General features: G+C 72.2%; 23 protein-coding genes. 12 read left to right on the plus strand and 11 right to left on the minus strand.

The genetic code is table 11. The features are described 5' to 3' along the window. Positions 1 to 105: 105 nt before the first annotated feature. Positions 106 to 1,236 (minus strand): NADH:flavin oxidoreductase, encoded by a 1,131-nt coding sequence (locus OHA91_RS34300; protein ID WP_266504172.1) that lies wholly within the window; start codon positions 1,234 to 1,236, stop codon positions 106 to 108. A 198-nt stretch (positions 1,237 to 1,434) separates the two neighbouring features. Between OHA91_RS34300 and OHA91_RS34305 the strand changes: the two genes are divergently transcribed. Beyond that, positions 1,435 to 1,917, plus strand: coding sequence for a MarR family winged helix-turn-helix transcriptional regulator (locus tag OHA91_RS34305; RefSeq protein WP_266504336.1), 483 nt, complete (start codon positions 1,435 to 1,437; stop codon positions 1,915 to 1,917). A gap of 108 nt (positions 1,918 to 2,025) precedes the next feature. Here OHA91_RS34305 and OHA91_RS34310 read toward each other — a convergent pair whose 3' ends face one another. After that, positions 2,026 to 2,973 (minus strand): LysR family transcriptional regulator, encoded by a 948-nt coding sequence (locus OHA91_RS34310; RefSeq protein WP_037633798.1) that lies wholly within the window; start codon positions 2,971 to 2,973, stop codon positions 2,026 to 2,028. A gap of 116 nt (positions 2,974 to 3,089) precedes the next feature. On the opposite strand from OHA91_RS34310, the gene OHA91_RS34315 reads away from it, so the two are divergent. Both OHA91_RS34315 and OHA91_RS34320 read left to right on the plus strand, forming a co-directional pair. After that, positions 3,090 to 3,902, plus strand: a complete 813-nt coding sequence (locus OHA91_RS34315) for an inositol monophosphatase family protein (RefSeq protein WP_266504175.1) — start codon at positions 3,090 to 3,092, stop codon at positions 3,900 to 3,902. Positions 3,903 to 3,954: 52 nt separating this feature from the next. After that, complete coding sequence (locus OHA91_RS34320; protein WP_031157224.1) at positions 3,955 to 4,605, plus strand: NADPH-dependent F420 reductase; 651 nt, start codon at positions 3,955 to 3,957, stop codon at positions 4,603 to 4,605. Between the two features lie 365 nt (positions 4,606 to 4,970). Here OHA91_RS34320 and OHA91_RS34325 read toward each other — a convergent pair whose 3' ends face one another. Then, the gene (locus tag OHA91_RS34325; protein ID WP_031157226.1) at positions 4,971 to 5,579 is read right to left on the minus strand and encodes a GPP34 family phosphoprotein; all 609 of its coding nucleotides are present in this window, start codon (positions 5,577 to 5,579) and stop codon (positions 4,971 to 4,973) included. A 225-nt stretch (positions 5,580 to 5,804) separates the two neighbouring features. Between OHA91_RS34325 and OHA91_RS34330 the strand changes: the two genes are divergently transcribed. Further along, entirely contained in the window at positions 5,805 to 6,746 is a 942-nt protein-coding gene (locus OHA91_RS34330; RefSeq protein ID WP_031157229.1) for a class I SAM-dependent methyltransferase, read from the plus strand. A 413-nt stretch (positions 6,747 to 7,159) separates the two neighbouring features. After that, positions 7,160 to 7,474: a peptidase inhibitor family I36 protein gene (locus OHA91_RS34335; protein WP_158714888.1), complete on the plus strand. Its 315-nt coding sequence runs from the start codon at positions 7,160 to 7,162 to the stop codon at positions 7,472 to 7,474. 280 nt (positions 7,475 to 7,754) lie between these two features. Here OHA91_RS34335 and OHA91_RS34340 read toward each other — a convergent pair whose 3' ends face one another. Together OHA91_RS34340 and OHA91_RS34345 are read right to left on the minus strand one after the other, a co-directional pair. After that, the gene (locus OHA91_RS34340; protein ID WP_328740648.1) at positions 7,755 to 8,594 is read right to left on the minus strand and encodes an SDR family oxidoreductase; all 840 of its coding nucleotides are present in this window, start codon (positions 8,592 to 8,594) and stop codon (positions 7,755 to 7,757) included. Between the two features lie 173 nt (positions 8,595 to 8,767). Further along, positions 8,768 to 8,983, minus strand: coding sequence for a hypothetical protein (locus OHA91_RS34345; RefSeq protein WP_037698246.1), 216 nt, complete (start codon positions 8,981 to 8,983; stop codon positions 8,768 to 8,770). Positions 8,984 to 9,204: 221 nt separating this feature from the next. Between OHA91_RS34345 and OHA91_RS34350 the strand changes: the two genes are divergently transcribed. Then, a complete protein-coding gene (locus tag OHA91_RS34350; RefSeq protein WP_266504183.1) occupies positions 9,205 to 10,035 on the plus strand; it encodes a helix-turn-helix transcriptional regulator in 831 nt (276 codons plus the stop codon). Positions 10,036 to 10,094: 59 nt separating this feature from the next. After that, positions 10,095 to 11,138: a methyltransferase gene (locus OHA91_RS34355; RefSeq protein WP_408059206.1), complete on the plus strand. Its 1,044-nt coding sequence runs from the start codon at positions 10,095 to 10,097 to the stop codon at positions 11,136 to 11,138. A gap of 104 nt (positions 11,139 to 11,242) precedes the next feature. Here OHA91_RS34355 and OHA91_RS34360 read toward each other — a convergent pair whose 3' ends face one another. Beyond that, complete coding sequence (locus tag OHA91_RS34360; protein ID WP_031157241.1) at positions 11,243 to 11,620, minus strand: nuclear transport factor 2 family protein; 378 nt, start codon at positions 11,618 to 11,620, stop codon at positions 11,243 to 11,245. 91 nt (positions 11,621 to 11,711) lie between these two features. After that, on the minus strand, positions 11,712 to 12,260 hold the full coding sequence (locus tag OHA91_RS34365; RefSeq protein WP_328740650.1) for a hypothetical protein: 549 nt from the start codon (positions 12,258 to 12,260) through the stop codon (positions 11,712 to 11,714). Positions 12,261 to 12,354: 94 nt separating this feature from the next. Between OHA91_RS34365 and OHA91_RS34370 the strand changes: the two genes are divergently transcribed. Beyond that, the gene (locus tag OHA91_RS34370; RefSeq protein WP_031157242.1) at positions 12,355 to 12,558 is read left to right on the plus strand and encodes a cold-shock protein; all 204 of its coding nucleotides are present in this window, start codon (positions 12,355 to 12,357) and stop codon (positions 12,556 to 12,558) included. 165 nt (positions 12,559 to 12,723) lie between these two features. Here OHA91_RS34370 and OHA91_RS34375 read toward each other — a convergent pair whose 3' ends face one another. Next, positions 12,724 to 13,362, minus strand: coding sequence for a TIGR03086 family metal-binding protein (locus OHA91_RS34375; protein WP_266504192.1), 639 nt, complete (start codon positions 13,360 to 13,362; stop codon positions 12,724 to 12,726). Between the two features lie 97 nt (positions 13,363 to 13,459). On the opposite strand from OHA91_RS34375, the gene OHA91_RS34380 reads away from it, so the two are divergent. Continuing rightward, positions 13,460 to 14,431: a helix-turn-helix transcriptional regulator gene (locus tag OHA91_RS34380; protein ID WP_328740651.1), complete on the plus strand. Its 972-nt coding sequence runs from the start codon at positions 13,460 to 13,462 to the stop codon at positions 14,429 to 14,431. A gap of 97 nt (positions 14,432 to 14,528) precedes the next feature. On the opposite strand, the gene OHA91_RS34385 is transcribed toward OHA91_RS34380, so the two are convergent. Continuing rightward, positions 14,529 to 15,107 carry a TetR/AcrR family transcriptional regulator gene (locus OHA91_RS34385; protein ID WP_328740652.1) on the minus strand — a complete coding sequence of 193 codons (579 nt, stop codon included), beginning with the start codon at positions 15,105 to 15,107 and terminating at the stop codon, positions 14,529 to 14,531. A gap of 91 nt (positions 15,108 to 15,198) precedes the next feature. Between OHA91_RS34385 and OHA91_RS34390 the strand changes: the two genes are divergently transcribed. Continuing rightward, entirely contained in the window at positions 15,199 to 15,645 is a 447-nt protein-coding gene (locus OHA91_RS34390; protein ID WP_031157246.1) for a DUF1772 domain-containing protein, read from the plus strand. A gap of 424 nt (positions 15,646 to 16,069) precedes the next feature. Here OHA91_RS34390 and OHA91_RS34395 read toward each other — a convergent pair whose 3' ends face one another. Continuing rightward, on the minus strand, positions 16,070 to 17,395 hold the full coding sequence (locus OHA91_RS34395) for a phosphotransferase (RefSeq protein WP_328740653.1): 1,326 nt from the start codon (positions 17,393 to 17,395) through the stop codon (positions 16,070 to 16,072). Positions 17,396 to 17,678: 283 nt separating this feature from the next. Further along, the gene (locus tag OHA91_RS34400; RefSeq protein WP_328740654.1) at positions 17,679 to 18,344 is read right to left on the minus strand and encodes a hypothetical protein; all 666 of its coding nucleotides are present in this window, start codon (positions 18,342 to 18,344) and stop codon (positions 17,679 to 17,681) included. A 197-nt stretch (positions 18,345 to 18,541) separates the two neighbouring features. Between OHA91_RS34400 and OHA91_RS34405 the strand changes: the two genes are divergently transcribed. Together OHA91_RS34405 and OHA91_RS34410 are read left to right on the plus strand one after the other, a co-directional pair. Continuing rightward, a complete protein-coding gene (locus OHA91_RS34405; RefSeq protein WP_031157249.1) occupies positions 18,542 to 19,135 on the plus strand; it encodes a hypothetical protein in 594 nt (197 codons plus the stop codon). Positions 19,136 to 19,843: 708 nt separating this feature from the next. Next, positions 19,844 to 21,097, plus strand: a complete 1,254-nt coding sequence (locus tag OHA91_RS34410; protein WP_266504205.1) for a protein-glutamine gamma-glutamyltransferase — start codon at positions 19,844 to 19,846, stop codon at positions 21,095 to 21,097. Positions 21,098 to 21,246: the final 149 nt, after the last annotated feature.

Genomic DNA, 21,246 nt, shown 5'->3' on the forward strand with positions numbered 1-21,246 from the left:
CAGTCGCCCGCGGCACGACGCGGCCCGGGCGGCGTCCAGGACGGCGATCGGCCGGTCCGCCTGCGCCTGCTCGGACCGGCCGTCCGGACGGCCGCCGGCCACTGGCTACCGGCTGAGCGACCTGAGCGCCGCCGCGTCGTACGGCTTCAGCTCGTCGAAGCGGTTGCCGAGGACCTTCGCGGCCCACTGCGGGTCCTGGAGCAGCGCCCGGCCGACGGCGACCATGTCGAACTCGTCGCGTTCCATGCGGTCCAGGAGGTTGTCGATGTCGCCGATCGCCGCCCCCTCGCCGGCGAAGGCGCGGATGAAGTCGCCGTCGAGGCCGACCGAGCCGACGGTGATGGCCGGCAGGCCGGTGAGCTTCTTGGTCCAGCCGGCGAGGTTCAGGTCCGAGCCCTCGAACTCCGAGAGCCAGTAGCGGCGGGTGGAGGCGTGGAACGCGTCGACGCCGGCGGCCGCCAGTGGGGCGAGGATCGCCTCCAGCTCCTGCGGGGTCTGCGCGAGCCGGGCGTCGTAGGCCTCCTGCTTCCACTGCGAGTAGCGGAAGATCACCGGGAAGTCGGCCGGGACGCGTTCGCGGACCGCTGCCACGATCTCCGCGGCGAACTTCGTACGGGCCACCGCGTCGCCGCCGTAGGCGTCGGTGCGGCGGTTGGTCCGCTCCCACAGGAACTGGTCGAGGAGGTAGCCGTGGGCACCGTGCAGTTCCACGCCGTCGAAGCCGATCCGCGCGGCGTCCGCGGCGGCGTCGGCGAACGCGCCGATGACGTCGTCGAGGTCGGCGCGGGTCATCGCCCTGCCGGTCCCCTCGGTGCCGTCGACGCGGATGCCGGAGGGGCCGACGGCGGGTGCGTCGGCGTACGGTGCCTCGCCCTGCTTGCGCACCATGCCTATGTGCCACAGCTGGGGCACGATCGTGCCGCCCGCCTCGTGCACGGCCGCGGCGACCTTCGCCCACCCCGCCAGCTGGTCCTCGCCGTGGAACCGCGGCACCCGGTCGCTCTGCCCGGCGGACTCGTGACCGACGTAGGTGCCCTCGGTGACGATCAGGCCCACACCCGCGGCGGCCCGGCTCGCGTAGTACGCCTGCACGTCCTCGCCGGGCACACCGCCGGGGGAGAACATCCGCGTCATCGGAGCCATCGCGATGCGGTTGGGGACGGTCAGGCCGTTCAGCGTGACGGGCCGGGAGAGGATCTCGGCCGCGCGGGAGGGAGTGGACGTGGTGACGGTCATGCGGGTCCTCCGGATTGAGGCTGTGGCTCGTCGGGGTGGGGCGGCAACGAGAAGTGCATACTACACACGATATGTATCATGCATATGACGCCGGTCCCGACCTGCCCCGCGCGCGGAACCGCCCACAGACAGGTCGGTGATAATGGGGCGCCGGACGGAGTAGGAGTCGCAGTGCTGGAGAAACTGGAGCGGGAGCTGATGCTGCTCTCGAGGCACCAGGTGCTTGGCCGGCGCGAGCGCGACCCCGAACGCCTGGAACGGTCGGCGTACCTGCTGCTCAGCCGCATCGACACACAAGGCCCCATGTCCATCGGACAGTTGGCGGAAGCCTTCGGGCTCGACACCTCGACCGTCAACCGACAGACGGCCGCACTGCTGCGCTGCGGACTGGCCGAGCGCGTCGCGGACCCGGACGGCGGCATGGCCCGCAAGCTGCGCATCACCACCGAAGGCGGCCGCCGGCTCACCGCAGACCGCGAGGCCAACCGGTCCTGCCTGGCCCGGGTGATCGCCGACTGGTCCCCCGAGGAGGTGCAGGAGCTGGAGGACGTCCTGGTCCGGCTCAACCGCAGCGCCGAGGCCCTCGAAGGACGCTACTGGCCGCGCGCGGAGGAAGACGCCCCCCGCACCGCGGACCACCACCCGGCCGCCCCCCGCGAATCCGCGCCACGAGCCACGTAGCGGCCGATCCACCGGGGGACCGCCGACCGCCACGAGGGCCCAGGGGCCAGGCCGTCCCGGAGCCGCCGGTCACCCTCGGCGCGCCGGGGAAGGCCCGACACCGGGCCGTCAGCCGCCGGACCCGGGCGGGGTGAGGGGCTGTCGAGAGGCGGCCTGGGGAGCGAAGAGCGCCCGGACGGTTGCGGCGGCCGTTTCGCGCAGCCAGGTGTGGGCGCGGTCGTCGTCGTAGCGCTGGTGCCACAGCAGGTGCAGGGGGATGTCGGGCAGCGGGAGCGGCGACTGCAGTGTGACCAGGCCGAGTTGGTCGCGGGCCGTGCGGGTGACCGCGTCGGGAAGGGTGACGACCAGGTCGGAGCCGAGCGCGAGTTGCAGGGCGAAGGCGGTGGTGGGCCCGGCGGCGACGACGCGTCGTTCGAGGCCGCGCGCGGTCAGGGCGTCGTCGATCGGGTCGCGCAGGCTTCCGCGCCGCGAGACGGTGAGGTGTTCGGCGGCCGCGTAGCGGTCGGGAGTCAGCGGGCCGTCGGTGAGCGGGTGGCCCGGGCGGACGGCGAGCACCAGCCGGTCCCTGCCGACGAGGCGGTGGCGGATGTCGGGGAGCGTCGGAGCGCCGGCACTTGATTCGAGGTCGACCTCGCCCCGGCGCAACTCGGCGTCGTCCGTCCCGGGTTCGGCGGGCAGCCGCAGCCGGACGCCGGGGGCCTGCCGGCGGACGGCGGTGATCAGGGCGGTGCCGCAGGCCGCGGTCAGTGCGTCGTGCCAGCGCACCGTGAAGACCCGCTCCAGGGCCGCCAGGTCGAGTTCCCGCTGCGCGGACAGAAGGAGGTGGGCCTGCTGCACGAGCGCGTGGACCTGGGCGCGCATGGCCAGCGCGCGGGTGGTGGGGACCATGGTGCGGCCGGTGCGGACCAGGATCTGGTCGCCGGTGGCCTTGCGGATGCGGCCCAGGGAGCGGCTCATCGCCGGTGGGGTGACGTGGAGTCGGGCCGCCGCGCCGGCGACGCTTCCCTCTTCCAACAGGGCGTCCAGGGCCGTGAGCAGGTTCAGATCCAGTTGCATGACGGTAACTCTACAAGTGACAAGCATGCACTTGTTGTTAATGATCGGGCGGCCTACCTTCGAAGTGCGGGGGCGAACGACCGCCCCGCCTCTACCGATTCCCCAAGGAGCCCACCATGAGCACAGCCATGCCTTTCGCCGCCGACGGGGCCCTCCTGTCCGAGGTGACCGCCGCGGTGAAGACCGCCGGGGTCACGCTGCGCGACCGCTACACCTCGCACGCCCGGGGCGTGAGCCTGGACGAGGTCGTCGGCGAGATCCACGCCAACGACGACGCCGTGCTGGACGTGCTGCGGGAACCCCTGCTGCGCTCCCGGCCGGGGTCGCAGTGGGCCGAGGACGAGCTGGCCGGCGGCGCGCTCCCGCCCGGGGAGTGGTGGGTCGTCGACCCTGCCGAGGGCAACATCAACCACGTCCACGGCATGGAGGACTGGGCGGTCACCGCCACCCTGGTCCGCGACAACCTGCCGGTACTCACCGTCGTCCACCTGCCGCTGACCGGCGACACCTACACCGCAGTCGCCGGCGGCGGCGCCCGCCTCAACGACCGGCCCCTGATGGTGTCCGCCAAGACCGACCTGGGCGCCGCGCTCACCGGCACCGGCCAGGCCAAGCCCGGCGAGGACGAGCGCACCTTCCGGCGGATCGGCGACTCCGTCACCGCCATGCTCATCAACGGCCTGGTCGTGCGCGTGTCGGTGCCCGCCACGATGCAGCTCATCCACGTCGCCGCCGGACGCATGGACGCGTTCTGGCAGTTCTCCGACGTCCGCTCCGGCCTGGTCGCCGGCGCCCTGCTGGTCTCCGAGGCCGGAGGCACCGTCACCGACCTGGCGGGCGAACCCTGGAGCACCGCCGGCCGCGACTTCCTGGCCGCCGCCCCCGGCATTCACCCGTCCGCCCTCAAGGTCCTCGCGCCCATCGCCTGACCTGGGGTGTCTCCGTCCTTCCCCACCCCGATACCGCAAGGAGCACCATCGCATGACCGACATCGGCATCCTGGGCACCGGTCGCGTAGGAACCAACCTCGCCGGCAGGCTCTCCGCAGCCGGACACCACGTCACCCTCGGCCACCGGAGCCCGCACGACACCGCCGCCCGCACCACCGGGCTCGCGTCGGCGCCGCGGATCGCCTTCGCCGACCACCGCACCACCGCCCGCACCACGGACATCGTGATCAACGCGACGCCCGGCGACAGCTCCCTGGACCGCCTCGCCGGCCTGCGCGCCGAGCTCGCCGGCAAGATCCTCGTCGACGTCTCCAACGCCACCCGCGACGCCGCCGACGGCCTGCCCGGAGACCTGTGCTATCCCGGCAGCAGCCTCGCCGAGAAACTCCAGGCCGCGCTCCCCGACACCCGTGTGGTCAAGACCCTCAACACCATGCTGTTCACGGTCATGACCGCCCCCGAAACCCTGGCCACGCCACCGACCGCCTATCTCTCGGGCGACGACGAGAACGCGAAGAAGGCCGTCACCGGCCTGCTCGGCGACCTCGGCTGGCAGCCCGAACAGGTCGAGGACCTCGGCGACATCGGCACAGCCCGCGCCACCGAGGCCATGATCCTGGTCGTGCCCCACATCCTGCGCCGACACGGCTTCAAGCCCTTCGCCGTCTCCCTCGCCCGCTGACCCGCCAGGAGCGGGCCCAGACCGGAACCAGGCCGGCCGCTCAAGCAAGGCGCGCGCCGATGCGTTCTTCCCAGGACGCTCCCGCCACCGGCGCGCTGGTCGAGGACCTGCTCGCGGCGGCCGCAGAGCGCGCGGCCGGCGGCGGCCCGACCGCCTGCGGGAGGCCTTCCACCGCGTACCGCGCCACAGGTCCCGCCCGCGCGGCTGCGGGACGGCCCCTTGGAGCACGGACCGGGCGGTGGCAACTGGTCTTCGACCTCGACCTCGACGACGGCACTGCCACTGCGGCCGCGGGGGAGGGGGGCACCGGTTCCGGTGGCGCCGACGACGCGATGCGCCGCGACGCAGCCTGGATGGCGCGGTGCCTACGGGACCCGCCACACATTGGCGAAAGCCGCGTTCTCGATGGAACGACGCTGGCGTACAGCCTCCAGCTCCATCACCGCGTCGTTGACAGCGGCCACCACGGCCGCCACCGCTTCGCCGTCCGGGCCGGCATCGTCCTGGGGGCCTTCACCCCGGCGGATACCGATGGCCGCGGCGAGGGCCCCGAGAACGGGTTCGTCCTCCTGCCAGCGACTCTGCGCAAGACGCCGGGCGGGCGTGTCAACCAGCTCCATGCGCTCGGCCCCGAAATTCAAGACGCCACGCCGCGCACGCGTCAGCAGGCCGTCCGCTTCGAACGCGGCCTGGTAGGCCGCTGCGAGGTCACGGCCCCTGCGCCACAGCCAGTCCTCGACGTTCTCGTACGGCACCTGCCGAACGAGTGCCGACACCGCTGCGCCGAGCAGCCGGTCGTCCAGGTCCGGCTGAGGGCCCGGCACGATGAGATCGCCGTCCAGACCGATGGCCTCGGCATCGAGGAGATCGACCAGTTCGGCGCCCGCGAGGGACAGGGACAGGTCGCCCTGTCCCACCGAGCGCTCCGGTCGGGGCTCCAGAGCAATGGTGAACAGGTCTTTTGCCGTGGTCATGTACGGCTCCCTCGTCGTCGGACGCACCCGCGTCCCGTACCGGGGCGCGGTCAGGGCAAGTATCCCTCAGCCGTTGTTCGTTCTCCGGAGCCGTGCAGTCCCTTTGTGAATCACTGCTCGATTTCGCTCATGTCTCGTCACACGTCCGGCCAGGGCTTAGGGTGCCGTTACCCGGCCGGGTATCAGCGCGAAAACAGATGCCACTCCGCTGGAGGATGACTCTCCGTGTCGCACGTTTCACAAGCTTCCGTCACCACCCCCGACGGTGAGCCGGCCCCGCTCGTCCCCACCACGTACGGCGAGGTCAAAGGCTGGTTCTCGGCGTACGACCAGGTGCTCTTCGACTGGTTCCTGACACGTCAGAACAGCGGTGAGGGGCAGCCGGGCGACCTGCTGGAGCTCGGCGCCTTCATGGGGAAGAGCGCGATCTTCCTCGGACGGTACCTCCGGCCCGGTGAGCAGTTCACGGTCTGCGACCTCTTCGACTCGCCCGCGACGGACGACTTCAACGTCGCGGAGAACCGCAGCTCCTACCCCACGCTCACGCGGCGCGGCTTCGAGACGAACTACCTGGCCTTCCACGAGACGCTGCCGACGCTGATCCAAGCCCCCACCTCCGTCGTCGCCGACCGGGTCAAGCCGGCAAGCTGCCGGTTCGTGCACGTCGACGCCTCGCACCTCTACGAGCACGTCGTCACGGACATCGCGTCCTCGCGCCTCCTCGCGACCCCGGATGCCGTGGTGGTCTTCGACGACTACCGCTCCGAGCACTGCCCCGGCGTCGCGGCCGCCGTCTGGACCGCCGTGGTCACGGGCGAACTGCACCCCGTCTGCGTCTCCGCCTCGAAGCTCTACGCGACCTGGGGCGACCCGGCACCCCACCAGGCGGCACTGCTCGCGTGGCTGGAAGAGCGCACCGACCTCTGGCACGGAGTGGACGTGATCGACGGCCGCCCCCTGGTACGCATCGGGGACCACGGCGTGGTCGCGCCGGAGCCCCCGCAGCCGCTCCACCCCGCGCCGCCGGCGGAACCGGAACCGGCGCCGGTCCCCGCCCCCGCCGCCGCGCGCAGGCCCGGTGCCCGCTGGCGCAAGCTGGCCAAGGACCTGCTCCCGCCCGTGGTCACCCGCGCGATCGTCGCCCGGAACCGCCGCCGCAGGGGCTGACACCGAAAAGAAGCCGACACCACACCCCCGGACCGCATCCGGTCCGGGGGCCGGATCGTGGCGGGGGCGGTCGCTTCTTGTGGGGCGGCCGGCGCGCTCTGGCGTGATGACTCGCAGACGCTCACCCAGGCCCAGCCCCCGGACCGTACAGAAGAGCTGCTCGACGGGCACAGAGCCGGCCGGTCCTGTCACGTGCGCCGCAGTGCGGGGGTGCGCATCCCCCGGTCGGCGGGATGTGCACGCAAGGGCAAGGGGCGTGCAGGCGCAGGCAGGAAGGGCAGCGGTGGCCGACCTACGGTGTGGACACCTCAGATCGAGGGTTCATGAAAGGAAGACCCGATGAGTACGATCAAGCCCTCCGCCGGCGTGGCACGGCCGTCGGCGCTGCCGTTGCGGCCTTGGTGACGGCGGGCGTGCTCACGCCAACGCCGGCACCCGCGGCACCCAACTGCCCTCCCAACAGGCTGTGCCTGTACGACATCACATTCGGCATCGAGATCGAGACCTCCGTCCGCCTCGTCATCCCGGAGTCGACGAGCAGCCGGAGCACTCTGGGCCTGTTCGACAACCGGACGAGCTCGGTGTCCAACCGGACGTCCCACGCGGGGTGCCTCACCACTGATCAGGCTCTGGGCGGGGATGTGATGAGGGTGGGACCGTGGGAGAAGTGGAACCAGCTGCCCTTCTGGGCCGAGGACGACATCGAGTCCCTGTACAACTGCTCCTGACAGGCGGCCGCACGTGGGAGCGCGCCCCCGCCGCCGATCCGAGGTGTGGCCTCCCGCCTCGGGCGGCGGCCGGGTGGGTCGCGCCTGAGGCGAGCACCATGGTGGGCTGAGCGGCGCGCCCCGCATCCGGCCGCGCGCCGAGGCCCACGTACGGGCCCCGCGCCGCGACTGCGTGCCGCCGCGTGGTCGCCGCCCCTCCGCTCCACCCGGGCCCCCGCGGCAGGGCATGCAGCACCACGCGCGCTGGCCCCGGCCCCCGCCCCTCGAAGCCTGCCGCCGGTCAGGCCGATGGCGGGAGAGGGCTCTGCGTGAGGATCCGGGCCGCGGCGAACTCCTCGCGCCAGGCCTCCTCGGCCACCTCCAGGTAGCCGTACGCGTCCTCACCGACCGGGATCCGCAGCGGAGTGGGCCCCTCGGCCGCGACGATGCCCAGGACGCGTGCGGCGAAGTCCTCGGGGCGCCCGGTCTCCGGGTTGTCCGCGAGGCCCCGTGCACCCTCGAGCATCTCGCGGTTGGTCACGTCGTAGGCCGGGATCCGCCGGCGCGCCTGCGCCATGGACGTGCCGTAGCGCGTGGCGAACATGCCCGGCTCGATCACCGTGACACGGATCCCGTGGGGGGCGCCCTCGACGGCCAGGGCCTGGCTCATCCCCTCCAGGGCGTGCTTGCCGGCGACGTAGGCGGCCAGACCCGGGAACGCCATGCGGCCCACCACGGAGGAGACGTTGACGATGTGACCGCGGCCCTGGGCCCGCATCAGCGGCAGGACGAGGCGGGCGAGCCGCCACGGGCCCACCACCAGCGTCTCCAACTGGTCGCGCAGTTCGGCGTCCGAGACCTCCTCGACCGCGCCGAACAGCCCGGTGCCCGCATTGTTGACGAGGACGTCGATGCCGCCCAGCCGGTCGGCGGCGCGGCGCACGGCCTCCTCGCAGGAGGCGGCGTCCCGCAGTTCGAGCGGGATCGGCACGATGCGGCCCGGCCAGGCGGCGGCGAGGTCCTCCAGGTCGGCGGTCTTGCGCGCGGTGACCGCCAGTTCGTCCCCGGCCCGCGCCGCGGCCGTGGCCAGCGCCTGCCCGAGGCCCGAGGAGCATCCTGTGACCAGCCAGCGTCGTCCCATTCGTTCCCCCGTGACCGTCGAGTCGCTGTCGGACTGTGGTGGTGACCGTCATGGTCCTGGCGCGCGGGCACGCGGTCATCCCTCCCGTAGGGGGCGTGCGGAGGCGCGCGGGCGCACGTACAGGCGCAGCCGCGCGCGACCCGCCCGCGCCGCGGCCACCCGCGGCCCGGCCCTCAGACGGCTTCGGTCGCGAAGAGCTCCAGGTGGGAGCAGTGCGGGCAGCGGTACGCCTCAATACGGCGCCGGGGCCGGCCCAGCCGTTTGGCACCCCCGAACAAGCCGCGTTCCAACGGCCCGGCGATCCAACGGGCGTACCCCCGGGCCCCCTCGCCCGCATCCTCGACGAAACCCGGCTCCAGGCCGACGCCACCGCAGTACGTACATCTCATCGAATCCACCGGACGAGTCTAAGAACCACCCGCCCCGCCCCACTGCCCCCCACCCCGCCTCACGCACCGCATGCCGCCTGTCAGGACGGTGGCGAGCAACAGAGCTGCCGAACTGCACCCGCACCACGCCCTGAGCCCCCGCCCCGTACACGGCAGGACCGCGGAACGCCTCGGAACTTTCGTCCAAGACAACGGCCCGCGGCTTCGGCGAACCTGTACGCATGCCCAGAGACGACGCGGGGGACGCACCCCCGGAGCGCACTGCTCACCACCGCTGGGAGGTCGCCCGCCCCCACGGCGGAACCTCCCTCGACGGCGTACGGATGGCCGGCTACCGGGACCGTACGGGCAGCAGGCTGGACATGCAGGTGCTGCCGCAGCCCGCCGTGATCGTCGTCATCGGACTGGGAGCCGGCCCGATCACGGTGGAGTGCGCCTCAGGGCGCCGGCCCCTGAGAGGTCTCGTCGCCTCCCTGTCGCCACGTCCGGCCCGTATCCGCGGCGAGGGCGTCGAATGCGTCGAAGTGGCGTTGTCACCCCGGGCCGCCTACGCCCTGCTGGGCGTGTCCCCACTCGAACTGGACGGCTCCATCACCGGACTCGACGACCTCTGGGGGCGGCACGCCCGACTGCTGCGCGAGCAGCTGACCGACACCGCATCCTGGCAGGAACGCCTCGCCCTCACGGAGGGATTCCTCAGACGCAGGGCCGCCGGAGCCCCGCCCATGGCGGCCGAGGTCGCCGCCACCTGGGACGCCATCGTGGCCGGCCGCGGCCGAGTGCGCGTCGCCGACCTCGCCGCCTCCTGCGGATGGAGCCGCAAGCGGCTCTGGGCCAGGTTCAGCGCCCAGATCGGCCTGACCCCCAAACGCGCTGCCATGCTCGTCCGCTTCGACCACGCCGCTCGGGCACTCCTCGCCGGCGAGCGCGCCGGCGACGTCGCCGCTGCGTGCGGATACGCCGACCAGCCCCACCTCCACCGCGACATCCAGGCCCTCGCCGGATGCACGCCCGGTGCACTGGCCGGCCTGACCGCGTCCACCGAGCCCTGACCGCCCCTGTCCAGACCGATCGTGATCGGTCGACCCGAAGGAAGGAAACACGACCTGTGATGAACACCGAGGCCCGAGCAGCACAGACGGCAGCAGGCCGGGAACTCGTCGTCCGGCTCGCGTTCGGGAGCATGGCCGCGCACACCCTGCGCGCGGCAGTCCGCCTGGAAGTCGTGGAACTGATCGGCGACGGACCGCGCACAGCAGCCGAGGCGGCTGTCGCAGCCGGAACCGCGCACCAGCCCATGACACGCCTGCTGCGCACCCTGACCGCCCTCGGCCTGCTCACGGAAGACGCCCCCGACACGTTCTCGGTGACCCCGGCGGGCGCGCTTCTGGCCCCCGGTCACCCCGACTCCCTCGCGTCGTTCGTCCGCATGTTCACCGATCCGGCGATCGTGCGCGCCTGGGAGCACCTGGAGACCAGCGTCCGTACGGGAGACACCGCGTTCGATTCCGTCTTCGGCACGGACTTCTTCAGCCATCTCGCCCGACACCCCGAGCTCTCCACCGACTTCAACGCGGCAATGAGCCAGGCCACCTCCGAGACCGCCGCTGTCGTGCCGCGAGCCTTCGACTTCAGCCGGTTCACCTCGGTCACGGACATCGGCGGAGGCAACGGCACCCTCCTGGCCGCCGTCCTCGAAGCGCACCCCGGTCTCGCCGGCGTGCTCTTCGATACCGCCGACGGCCTCGCAGAAGCCGCGAAGACGCTGGCGCGGCACGGGCTGGAGGACCGCTGCTCCCTCAACGCCGGGGACTTCTTCCAGTCGGTCCCGCAGGGCTCGGACGTGTACCTCCTGAAGAGCGTCCTGCACGACTGGACGGACGCCCAGGCGGCCACGATCCTGCGCCACTGCCGCCAGGTGCTGCCGCCTGGCGGCGTCGTCCTGATCGTGGAGCCCGTACTTCCGGAGGTCGTCGGTGCGGAGGACGAGGGCACCTACCTGAGCGACCTCAACATGATGGTGAACGTCGGCGGCAGGGAACGCACCCGCGCCGACTTCGAGGAGGTGTGCCGCCGGGCGGCCCTGCGCGTCACGTCGGTCACCCCGCTCGCCGACGCCGCCCCGTACTCCCTCATCGAAGCCGTGGCCGACTGACCACGGACCCGCGCCGCCCGGAAACGGTCGACTCCGGGAGCGGCCTGCAAAGCCCAGGATCCCTTCACAACCGTCACGTGGTGCCGGCCCGCCGCGTCGGTGGTCTACATCGGTTCGACGAAAGGAACCCGCCACTGCGGGCGCGGGTCGGCGCCATAGGTCGTCCAGTACTCCCTCCCACGGACAATCCGTCCGTCGCGGACGGTCCAGAACGACGCCGCACGGAACACCCCGACGCCTTCATGCGGAACCTCGACCTCGGAGACGACCTCGTCACCTGCGGCGACGATCCGCAGCACCCGGATCGCCCAGCCCTCCGGATACTCACGGTTCACCGCAACATAGTTCTCCCTGCCCACGATGCGTTCACCGCTGACCGGCCACTCGACGACGGCATCCTCCGCGACCAGCCCGGCAACGCCATCCCAGTCCCGCGCCTGGATCCGGTCCCACAGCGCCTCCACCACTCTCGACGACTCCATGTGACACACCCTGCCACGCACCTACGACAGCGCAGTCGCGGCTGCGTGGCCCGAGCCTTTGCCGAGCGCACAACCCGGCCCCCGCCCCCTGTCAGCCCCCGCACGGGGAGAGGTTCGGCAAGGGTTCGCCGGGATCGGCCGGACGGCCCTCGGACAGCCAGAGGAGGTAATGCCGGAGGTCCTCCGCGAGGACTCCGTCGATGTACGCGACGTACTCCCGGCCCCCGCCGGCCGCCTCGCGTTCCTCCGCCCGCTGCGAGACGGACCACGTACGGTCCAGGGCCGCGGGCCCGCTCCCGGCCCCGCTCCCTCCACCAGTCGCGGACACCTCCGCAGTCCAGTGGTCGTCACCGTCGCAGGCGTACCCGGCCATCGAGTCCTGCGCGACCGCGCCCAGCAGCGCCAGCGCCTGCGCCGTGTCACGGGGCTGCCGGTAGACGAACTCGGCGCCCCACTCGTCGTCGTAGAGCACGTGCACGGGGGCGATCAGCCGGCCCGTCCAGCAGTCGTCCGTCCCGGCCCCGTAGAACGACCCGGCACGTTGCGCCAGTCCCGTTCTGCCCAGCGTTCGGGGCGGGCCTACCCACGAGCCGTACTCGGCCGGCTCGCCCCTGCCCGTGTCGGCTCCCGTCTCCTTCACTCTCCAGTGGTGTTTCGCCTGTGCGGGGTGGGGGAGTAACGGGTTGCTGCCGGCCGCGGTGTGCGCGGACCGGGGCAGATCGGGAAGGCGTGTCATGGCTCAGGGAACTGTGAAGTGGTTCAACGCGGAGAAGGGGTTCGGGTTCATTGCGCCGGATGACGGTACTCCGGACGTGTTCGTGCATTTCTCCGAGATCGATGCGGCCGGGTTCCGGTCGCTGGAGGAGAACCAGCGGGTGGAGTTCACCACCGGCCAGGGCCCCAAGGGCCCCCAGGCGCAGCAGGTCCGCCCCATCTGATCCGGATCCCGCCTGACCGCTGCTGCGGAACCCGGCCCCGGCCCGCACCTGTCCCGTCTGCGGGAACCTCTTCACCGGATCGGGAAGCTGGAGGGGTTGCGGGGCCGGCCCGGAGCAGCCCCTTCCAGCTGACCCGGGAAGCTGTCCCCCGCACCGGGCGGGCCCTCAGGGCCGGCGCCCGGCCCAGGCCACCAGCCGGTCGATGGCCGGGGCCCCGGGGTCCAAGGCCACCACTTCTGCGAAGGGGATCCGCCCGCCGCGGGTTTCGGCCGGCAGCGCGCGGCGTACGACGCCGATCACACGCTCGATGAGAGCCGGGTCCCAGTCCGGCTCCTGCCCGGTCGCCCTGGCCAGGTCCCAGGTGTGCACCGTGAGTTCGTGGGTGTAGACGGCCGCGGCGGCCGCGCCCGGCAGGACGCCCATCGGCAGGCGCAGCTGCCGGCCGAGGATGCCCGGATCCGCCCACACCTCCGCGACCTCGCGGGCGCCCGGCACCCAGGCCGCCGCCCATGCGCCGTCGGCGATCTCGTCGGCGAAGGACGGGACGCTGAACGGGTCCTCGCCGCGCCCGATCACCGAGATCCGGCGGACGACGCCGACGAGGTGGCTCGACAGCCGCCGGACATCGAACTCCTCGCAGGGGGTCGGGGCGTCGTACTGGTCGGGCCGGACGGCGGCTAGCGTACGGCCCGCCAGCTCGACGGCCGCGGCGAGGTCGGTCCGCGGATCGACGGAGAAGGGGGCGGCGGCGACGGCACCGGGGGAGTCGGACGGGGGCTCGATGAGCTGCTCGGTCTTGTTCATGGGTTCATCCTGTAAGCAGAAGTGGCCATCTTCTGGCCTGTTTTCCGAAGAGAATGAAAGGTGGCGACGCGGCACCCCCGAAGGAGGAAAAGGGCACATGAGAGCCGACCGGCTGGTGGCGACCCTGCTCTTCCTCCAAGAACGCGGCCGCGTCACCGTCCCCGAAGTGGCCGCCGAACTGGAGGTGTCCGAGCGCACCGCGCGCCGAGATCTGGAGGCCCTGGCCGCAGCCGGCATCCCCGTCTACTCGCAGCGCGGCCGCGGAGGCGGCTGGTCCCTCGTCGGCGGGGCCCGTACCGACCTCACCGGACTGACCGCCGACGAGACCCGGGCGCTCTTCCTCGCCACCGGCCCCCTGTCGGCCACCCCCGAACTGCGCACCACGCTGCGCAAGCTGGTCCGTGCCCTGCCGCCGACCATGCGGGCGCAGGCCCAAGCCGCGACCCGCGCGGGTGTCGTCGACGCCACGGACTGGTCCCGCAACGCCGTCACCGCCGATGCCGCCCACCGCTCCGCGCTCCAGGGCGCCGTCGTGGACGGGATCCGCGTCCGCCTCGGGTACGCGGGCATCGGCAAACCAGTCGGCGAACGCACCGTCGACCCCCTCGGGCTCGTGGCCAAGGCGGGCGTGGACTACCTGGTCGCCGGTACGGACAAGGGCCTGCGCACCTTCCGCCTCAGCCGGGTCACCTCCGTCGAGCCGACCGGCGAACCGGTGGTCCGGCCGCCCGACTTCGACCTCGCCACGGCGTGGCGGACGCTGTCCGGAGCCTTCCAGGACGGCATGCACGCGGTGACCGCCCGGGCCCGCGTCCACCCCGACACGCTGGCGCTGCTGCAACGGTTCCTCGGCGGCCGCGTGCGCGTCGGCGGTCCGCTGCCCGACGGCTGGACCGAGGTGTGGGTCGACGGCCCGGCCGCCAAGGCCCTGGCAGGACATCTGGCCGGGCTGGGAGCGGGGGTCGAGGTGCTGGAGCCGCCGGAGGTGCGGCAGTGGCTGGCCCGGATCGCCGCCGAACTCACGGGGATGTACGCGGGGGAGGAGCCGCACGCACCCCACGGCCGGTAGCCGATGGCTTCGGACGCCTTGCGCGCCGCAGCCAGGCAGCCGGCCAGGCGGCGGCGCGGACCGGGGGCCGCGCCCGCGTGCCCGCCGGGACGGTGTGTCAGACCACGGCGAGCCGGTCCACCAGGAGCTTTACCCTCCGCTCGGTGTCCTCCGGCGGCAGCCGTCCCGCCCGGGTCAGGGTGGCCAGCCCGTGCAGGGCTGCCCAGAACACCTCGGTGAACAGTCCCGGGTGGACGCCGTCCCCGGCGACGTCGCCGAGGCTTTCCAACAGGGCGGCGAACGCGTCCTTCAGCGGCTGCGGGGTGTCCTCGTGCGCGAACGCCAGGCCGCCGTCGAGCTGGAACATGGCGTCGTAGACAGCCGGGTTGCATTCGGCGAACTCGAGGTAGGTGCGGGCGAGGGCGGTGGCCCGGGTGCGGGGGCCGTCCGCGGCGGAGGCCGCGGCCCGTACTGCCGAGGCCATCTCGGCGGCGCCCTCGAGGGCGACGGCGCCGATGATCTCGCGCTTGCCGCGGAAGTGGCTGTAGAGGACGGGCTGGCTGTATTCGATGCGCTCGGCGAGGCGGCGGGTGGTGACCGCGTCCCAGCCCTGTTGCTCGGCGAGTTCGCGGGCTGTCGCCACGATGAGGCGCTCGCGGTCCGCCCGTTCGCGCTGCTTGCGTTCCTGTACCGACATGATTCGATCCTAGCACTGCTAGACAATCGAGCGGCAGTAGTACTAGCGTTGCCTCATCGGCTAGCAACGCTAGATTTCAGGAGGGGTCGTCATGCTCAACGCGCTCGAGGTCTTCACCATCGTGGTCGTCGGCGTGATGGTGGGGGTGGAGTTCTCCGTCGCCTTCGTCATCAACCGGATCCTCAACGCCCTTCCCGAGGACAGCGGCCAACTCGGCCGCTCCCACGGGGGCCGGATGCTCGGCGCCGTGATGCCCGTCTGGTACATCGCCTCGCTCGCCCTCGTCGCGGTCTGGGCCGTCGCCGGATGGCACCGCCCCGGCGCCGGCCTCGTCGTCACCGCAGGCGCGCTGCTGATCCTCAGCGTGGTCATGTCGCTCCTGCTGCTCGTCCCGATCAACAACCGGGGCAAGACCTGGACCCCTGAGAACCGGCCTGCCGACTGGAAGGAGCAGATGAACCGCTGGGAGCGCTACCACTACGTCCGCGTCGCCGTCATCATCGGCGCCTTCGCCCTGCTGGCCGCCGCCCTCACCTGATACCGCCGCGGCCCCCGACACGCACCGCCTCGCCCTGTGTGCCGACAGCTCCTGCCCCGTCGGGGCGAGCCGGAGAGGCCATCGGATCCGGACTCCGCGTCCCGAGGCCGCGCGGCCGGTCTGGGCGATTGCGGTGTAGGAGCGCAGGTCGGAGTGCCGGGTCGGTATCTTCCACCGGTTCAGAGCGTCCGTGGCGGTGTACGGCCGGCCGATCTCGCCCCCGGCGACGAGGCGCACGACACGCTGTTGCACGTCGCTCAGGCCGCCGAAGGACCGGGGCGGTTCCGCGGGCTCGCCCGGGAAGGCGAGCGTGAACAGCGCATGCGCCAGGCAGGACCCGGCCGAGGGGCACCCGCCGCCGGAACGGCACGGATCCATGCGCTCCCACGCCCGATCCGTCACCGCACCCCGGCGTGCCACAAGATCAATGATCCGTCAGGCCCGGCCTCACGCAGGCGAGCGCCCTGCGGACCTCGCTGACCGGGTCGGTCTCGTGGTACGGCCGCTCGCTGGTCTCGATGTGGTCAAGGAACTCCTGGTACCGCACCGCGTACGCGAGATGGAACAGCGGCTCGACCAGTTCCAGCGCGCGTTCCGGCGCCGAGCCGGGTACGTGCTCCCGCCATGCCCGCGCCCACACCTCGGCGATCTGCGTCCATCGTTCCCCGTCCACGTACTGACGCGGGCGCAGCCCGTCCAGGGCCGGGTGACCGAACGCGGAGTCGGCGTAGTCCACGATCACCGCCAGGGTGCCGTCGGAACGCCAGTTGCCGGGGTGGAAGTCGCCGTGGACCAGGGTGTTCGGCAGCCCGCAGGCCGTCAGCTCCTCGACCAGCGCGGGGAGCCGCGCGGCGAGCGCCCGGGCGGCCGCCAGTTCCTCGGCCGTCAGCCGGTCCCCGGGCTGCTCCCCAGCCCCGTCGGGCCCCGGCCCGGGCGACGTCGCCCGCTCGGCCACGAGCCGGTCGAGCAGTGCGTTCACGTGGGCGACCAGCGTGGGCAGGGTACGGTCCCGAAGTCCGGCCGCGGCGGCCCGGCCGTCGGCGGCCAAGGCCGCCTGGGCGGCGACCAACCGGGGCACCACGGCGACGACCTCCTCGGCGGACGGGCGCCAGAGGTCCTCACCGGACACGTGGTCGAGCAGCAGCCGGCCGTGTTCCGGGGCGGAGCCGAGGACGGTCGGCACCAGCGTGGGGTCGACGGAGCCGAGCAGCGCGATCACCAGGCCCTCCGGGGCGTTGAAGGCGGGGTTGACCGTCTTCAGCCAGGCTTCGCCGCCGTCGGCGGTGTGGAAGCGGAAGAGGCCGGACAGGTTCCACGTCCGGACCTGTTCGGGCCGGCCGGCGGCAGGCCGGCCCGCTTCGTCCAGCATCTCCTCGGCCCAGTCGAGGGCCTCCCGCAGTCCCGCAGTCGTGGCCCAGCCGGCCCGGCGCTCGGCCGGTCCCAGCAACGCGGCGACGTCCGGCGTCACCTGACGCGGTGTCGAGCCGGCCGGCCGCTCCAGCGCCTCGACGTGGTAGAGCACGTGCCCGCCGTGCCCGCTGCTGCCGTCGCTCGGCGCGTGGGCGAGCCGGAGCACCACCACGGGCACCCCCAGCTCCTGCGAAACCCGCTCGACAACGGGCGCGGCGGACGACCACCAACCCCCGTCCACCTCGTACGGGCCCAGCAGGCCGAAGTACTCGCCCCCGTGGGTGAGGTGGATGCCGACCGTACGACCGCTCGCCTTCTGCATCCGGGCAAGCTCTCTCATCCGGCCCCGTCCGCGCGACCCATTTTCCGCCCCTCCCGATGAGTCGCCGCCGGAGCGCGTCCGAGAGCCGGCCTCAACCGCACAGGGTGCACCCGGGTGCGGCAATCACAGGTCGATCCGCTCACGTCTCGTCACCCGCCCGCCCAGGGCTCAGGGTTCGCTTCCCTCGCCACCCCCGACGGTGAGCCGGCCCCGCTCGTTCCCACCACGTACGGCGCGGTCGAAGGAGCCGTGGGCGGGTGTGGCGGAACGCCTGGAGGGCGCCGCCCCCCGGACGGGCGTCTCACCACCCGGCCGGCCCCCGCGGGCTGCGGCGCCGCTTCCGGTACGCCTCCCCGATTCCGCCGGCCAGCCCCAGGAGCACCGCCACCCCTACCGCCACCTCAGCCGCGGTGCGCAGACCCCGGCCGTGGACGTCCCCGGCAGCCCTCGGCGAGACCTTGCCCTGCGGGTCGTGCACCACCATCAGCGGCTCGCCCTCCTTCGCGAGCCGCGAGGAGGCGTCCAGGTGTTCCGGGCCGCCCGCGGGGCAGCCCAGGCGGTGGTCGTACGAGGTCCGGGTCGTGGAGGTCCAGTGGCCCTCGGCGTCCATGGAGGATTCCGTCTCGGTGTGCTCGGTGACCTTCAGCACGAGGCAGCTGATCTCGACGCCCCGGTCCTCCAGCGCGCTGTGCCCCACGGACGCGAGCGCCAGGATGGCGCCGAGACCGGCAGGGAGGGCGGACAGTGCGATGAGCGGGGCCCCTCGCCGCGCGGCGAGGGCGGCGTGCCAACCGAGCAGGACCAGCGGGAGCAGCAGCCCGCCGAGGAGGAACCCCCAGTCGCCCAACGACCCGTACGCCGACTCCCACGCCACCGCGAACGCCAGGGCCGCGGCCAGCGGCGGTGCGGCCAGCGCCACTGCGGTCCGCCCGAGCCCGCGCGCCCATCCCCCGTGCCGGCCCGCCATGCCCGCCTCCGTGGCTCGTCCGTGTGCGCTCCAGGTAACCGCGACGGCACGGGGCACGTAAAGGGCGCGGCTGCCCGGCAAGTTGTCCGGCCGGTTCTCCGGCACCCTGGTCCTCGATGGGAACAGGTCAGGGCTGCCGGGCGTCGAGCAGGATGTGTGAAACTCCCTCTGATTGATCACTCGGGGGGAGTTTCGCGTTGAACGCGCTGTTGAAGAGGGTGTGGATCGGGCTGGCCGCGACCTTGATCGTGAGTCTGGCCGCCGTGGTCGCGCCGGACCACGTTCAGATAGGCGACGACGGGCGCATCCACCTGGGCGCGCCCGCGCCCGCGCCGACGACGTCCTTGTCCGCGGCGGAGCCCGCACCGGAGTCCACGTCACCGCCCCTCACCCGGGACGCCGTGGACGAGGCGATCCGGACCGCGGTCGGCGCGGCGGGCCTCGACCCGGCGCAGGGCCGCCCGACCGTCGCGGCCGGCGCCGACTCGAAGAGGACGGGCTGGACGGCCGTCCGCGAGAAGAGTGCCGCACAGTCGGAGGTGAACGCGGTCTGCGCGGACCTGGAGCGCCAGGGCTGGACGCTGAACCGGAACCCGAAGGGCGACCGCCCCGACGCCTCCCGCAGTTACAAGCGCGGGGGCTGGTACCTGGTGGTGAGCACGCGGGACAAGTCCCGGGCGCCGTCCACCGCCTCCGCCCTGACCGACTCGCAGACCCACCTGACCCTGACCGGGCTCCAGCTGAACCTCTCCGACATCCCCCTCCCCGAGATCACCGTCCGCATCGGCTGACCCCGCACGCAGAAGCCCACACCGTCTTCCCGGGACACCGCGCACGCTGCCGCCGCCGGCGGCCTCGCCGACAACCCCGCGCGAAGAGGGCTTTACCAGCCGTTCTGCGGAAGCCGACGGCTCATGACAGGGCTGGGCCGGCAGCGAGCCGACCGAGGTTCGCGAGGGGGAGTGGCGAAGACCTTGCGGTCCTCCCGGCGGGCAGAGCCGCGTCATCCCGGAGTTCCGTACGCGTCGGTCGGAGCTCCCGCGCCCGTGTCGCCGCCGGCGCCCGGCATTCCCCGGCGCGGCTGACAGAGCCGCCACAGACGATTGCGCGGGGCTTTCGAGGCGGCCGGCTCCGGTCGCGCCACGGATCGTGCGGCAGGGGCCGGGAGAACGCTGCCGCCGTATGTACCGGCGCAGGGCAGGCCCGGTCCGCATGACCGAATACCACCCCATTGGCCTGCTGGCCGAATGTGGAGCCGCACTGTTGTCGAGGAATCGGCGCCGGGACATGATCACTTCTCGCACGACCCGACTATCCATTTGGGAAGCGGAGCAGGGGCAGTGAAATCCCGGCCGGTGCCGGACTCTTGCCGCTCCCGGACGCATCGAGGCAAAAGCGGGAGCCGGGAGCGTGTCGGCCTCGGAAGCTCTTTTCTGCCGCCGCGCAGACGCTCCGCTCTCTCTCATGCCGCTTTTCAATGAAAGGAATTCCAGGCTTTCATGTACAAACGTTCAGGGTTCCTCGCCCTCACCACAGTGGGCATCGTGCTGTGCACCGCTGGTCTCACGCCGTCCGTCAGTCAGGCAGCCGGCGGTACCGGCGACGGGAAGGGTTCCTATGCCGACAGCAACGGCCTGACAGCGGATGACGTCAGGCTCATCAACGCGCTGAACGAAGCGGCCCTTGACCTGGGCCGACCGGGCAAGACCCCCGGCGGGGACCTGCCGAGCGCCACCGAGTCCCTCAGGGCCTCCGCCGCGGCCGGCGACAGGGTGACGCCGCCTGCCGAGCCGCTGGACCGCATGCCCGACGCCTACCGGGCCCATGGGGACAGGGCCACGACCGGCATCAGCAACTACATACGCAAGTGGCAGCAGGTCTACAGCCACCGCGACGGGCGAGTGCAGCAGATGACGGAACAGCAGCGGGAGCAGCTGTCCTACGGGTGCGTCGGCGTCACCTGGGTCAATTCAGGCCCCTATCCGACGAACAAACTGGCCTTTGCGTCCTTCGACGAGGAGAAGCACCGGAACGCTCTGGAGAACACCGGCCCCCGGCCGGGCGAGACGCGGGCGGAGTTCGAGGGGCGCATCGCCAAGCAGAGCTTTGACGAGACAAAGGGATTCAACCGGGCCCGAGATGTCGCATCCGTCATGAACAAGGCCCTGGAAAGCGCCCACGACGAGAGCGCCTACCTGAGCAACCTCAAGGCGGAGCTCACCAAGAACGGCGACGCCCTCGCCGCCGAGGACAGCCGTTCGAACTTCTACTCGGCCCTGAGGAACACCCCGTCCTTCAAGGACAGGAACGGGGGCAACCACGACCCGTCCAAGATGAAGGCGGTCATCTACTCGAAGCACTTCTGGAGCGGGCAGGACCCCCGCAGCCCCTCCGACAAGCGGAAGTACGGCGACCCCGACGCCTTCCGCCCCCACCGGAACACCGGCCTCGTCGACATGTCGAAGGACAGGAACACCTCACGCAGCCCCGCCAAGCCCGGCGAAAGCTTCGTCAACTTCGACTACGGCTGGTTCGGGGACCAAAAAGAAACAAACCCTGACAACACCATATGGACCCATGCCAACCACTACCACTCGCCGGAAGGCGGCATGGGGCCCATGCAGGTATACGAGAGCAAGTTCCGCAACTGGTCGTCCGGATACACGGACTTCGACCGCGGAACCTACATCGTCACCTTCATACCCAAGGACTGGAACACCGCGCCCGCCAAAGTGAAGCAGGGCTGGCCGTAACGACTCGCCCCCTCACGAGCGCGATGCTGCGCAACCACGGCCGGACGGTGCGGGGGCCGCTCCTCGGCCGCGCCCGGTAGAAGTCCCCGACGCCGTGGCGATCGCGATCGCACTGTTCTGGCGCCCGGGCCTTCCCCACCTGACGGGCG

It is taken from the genome of Streptomyces erythrochromogenes (genome assembly GCF_036170895.1).
In the GTDB taxonomy this organism is placed as follows: Bacteria; Actinomycetota; Actinomycetes; order Streptomycetales; family Streptomycetaceae; genus Streptomyces; species Streptomyces erythrochromogenes.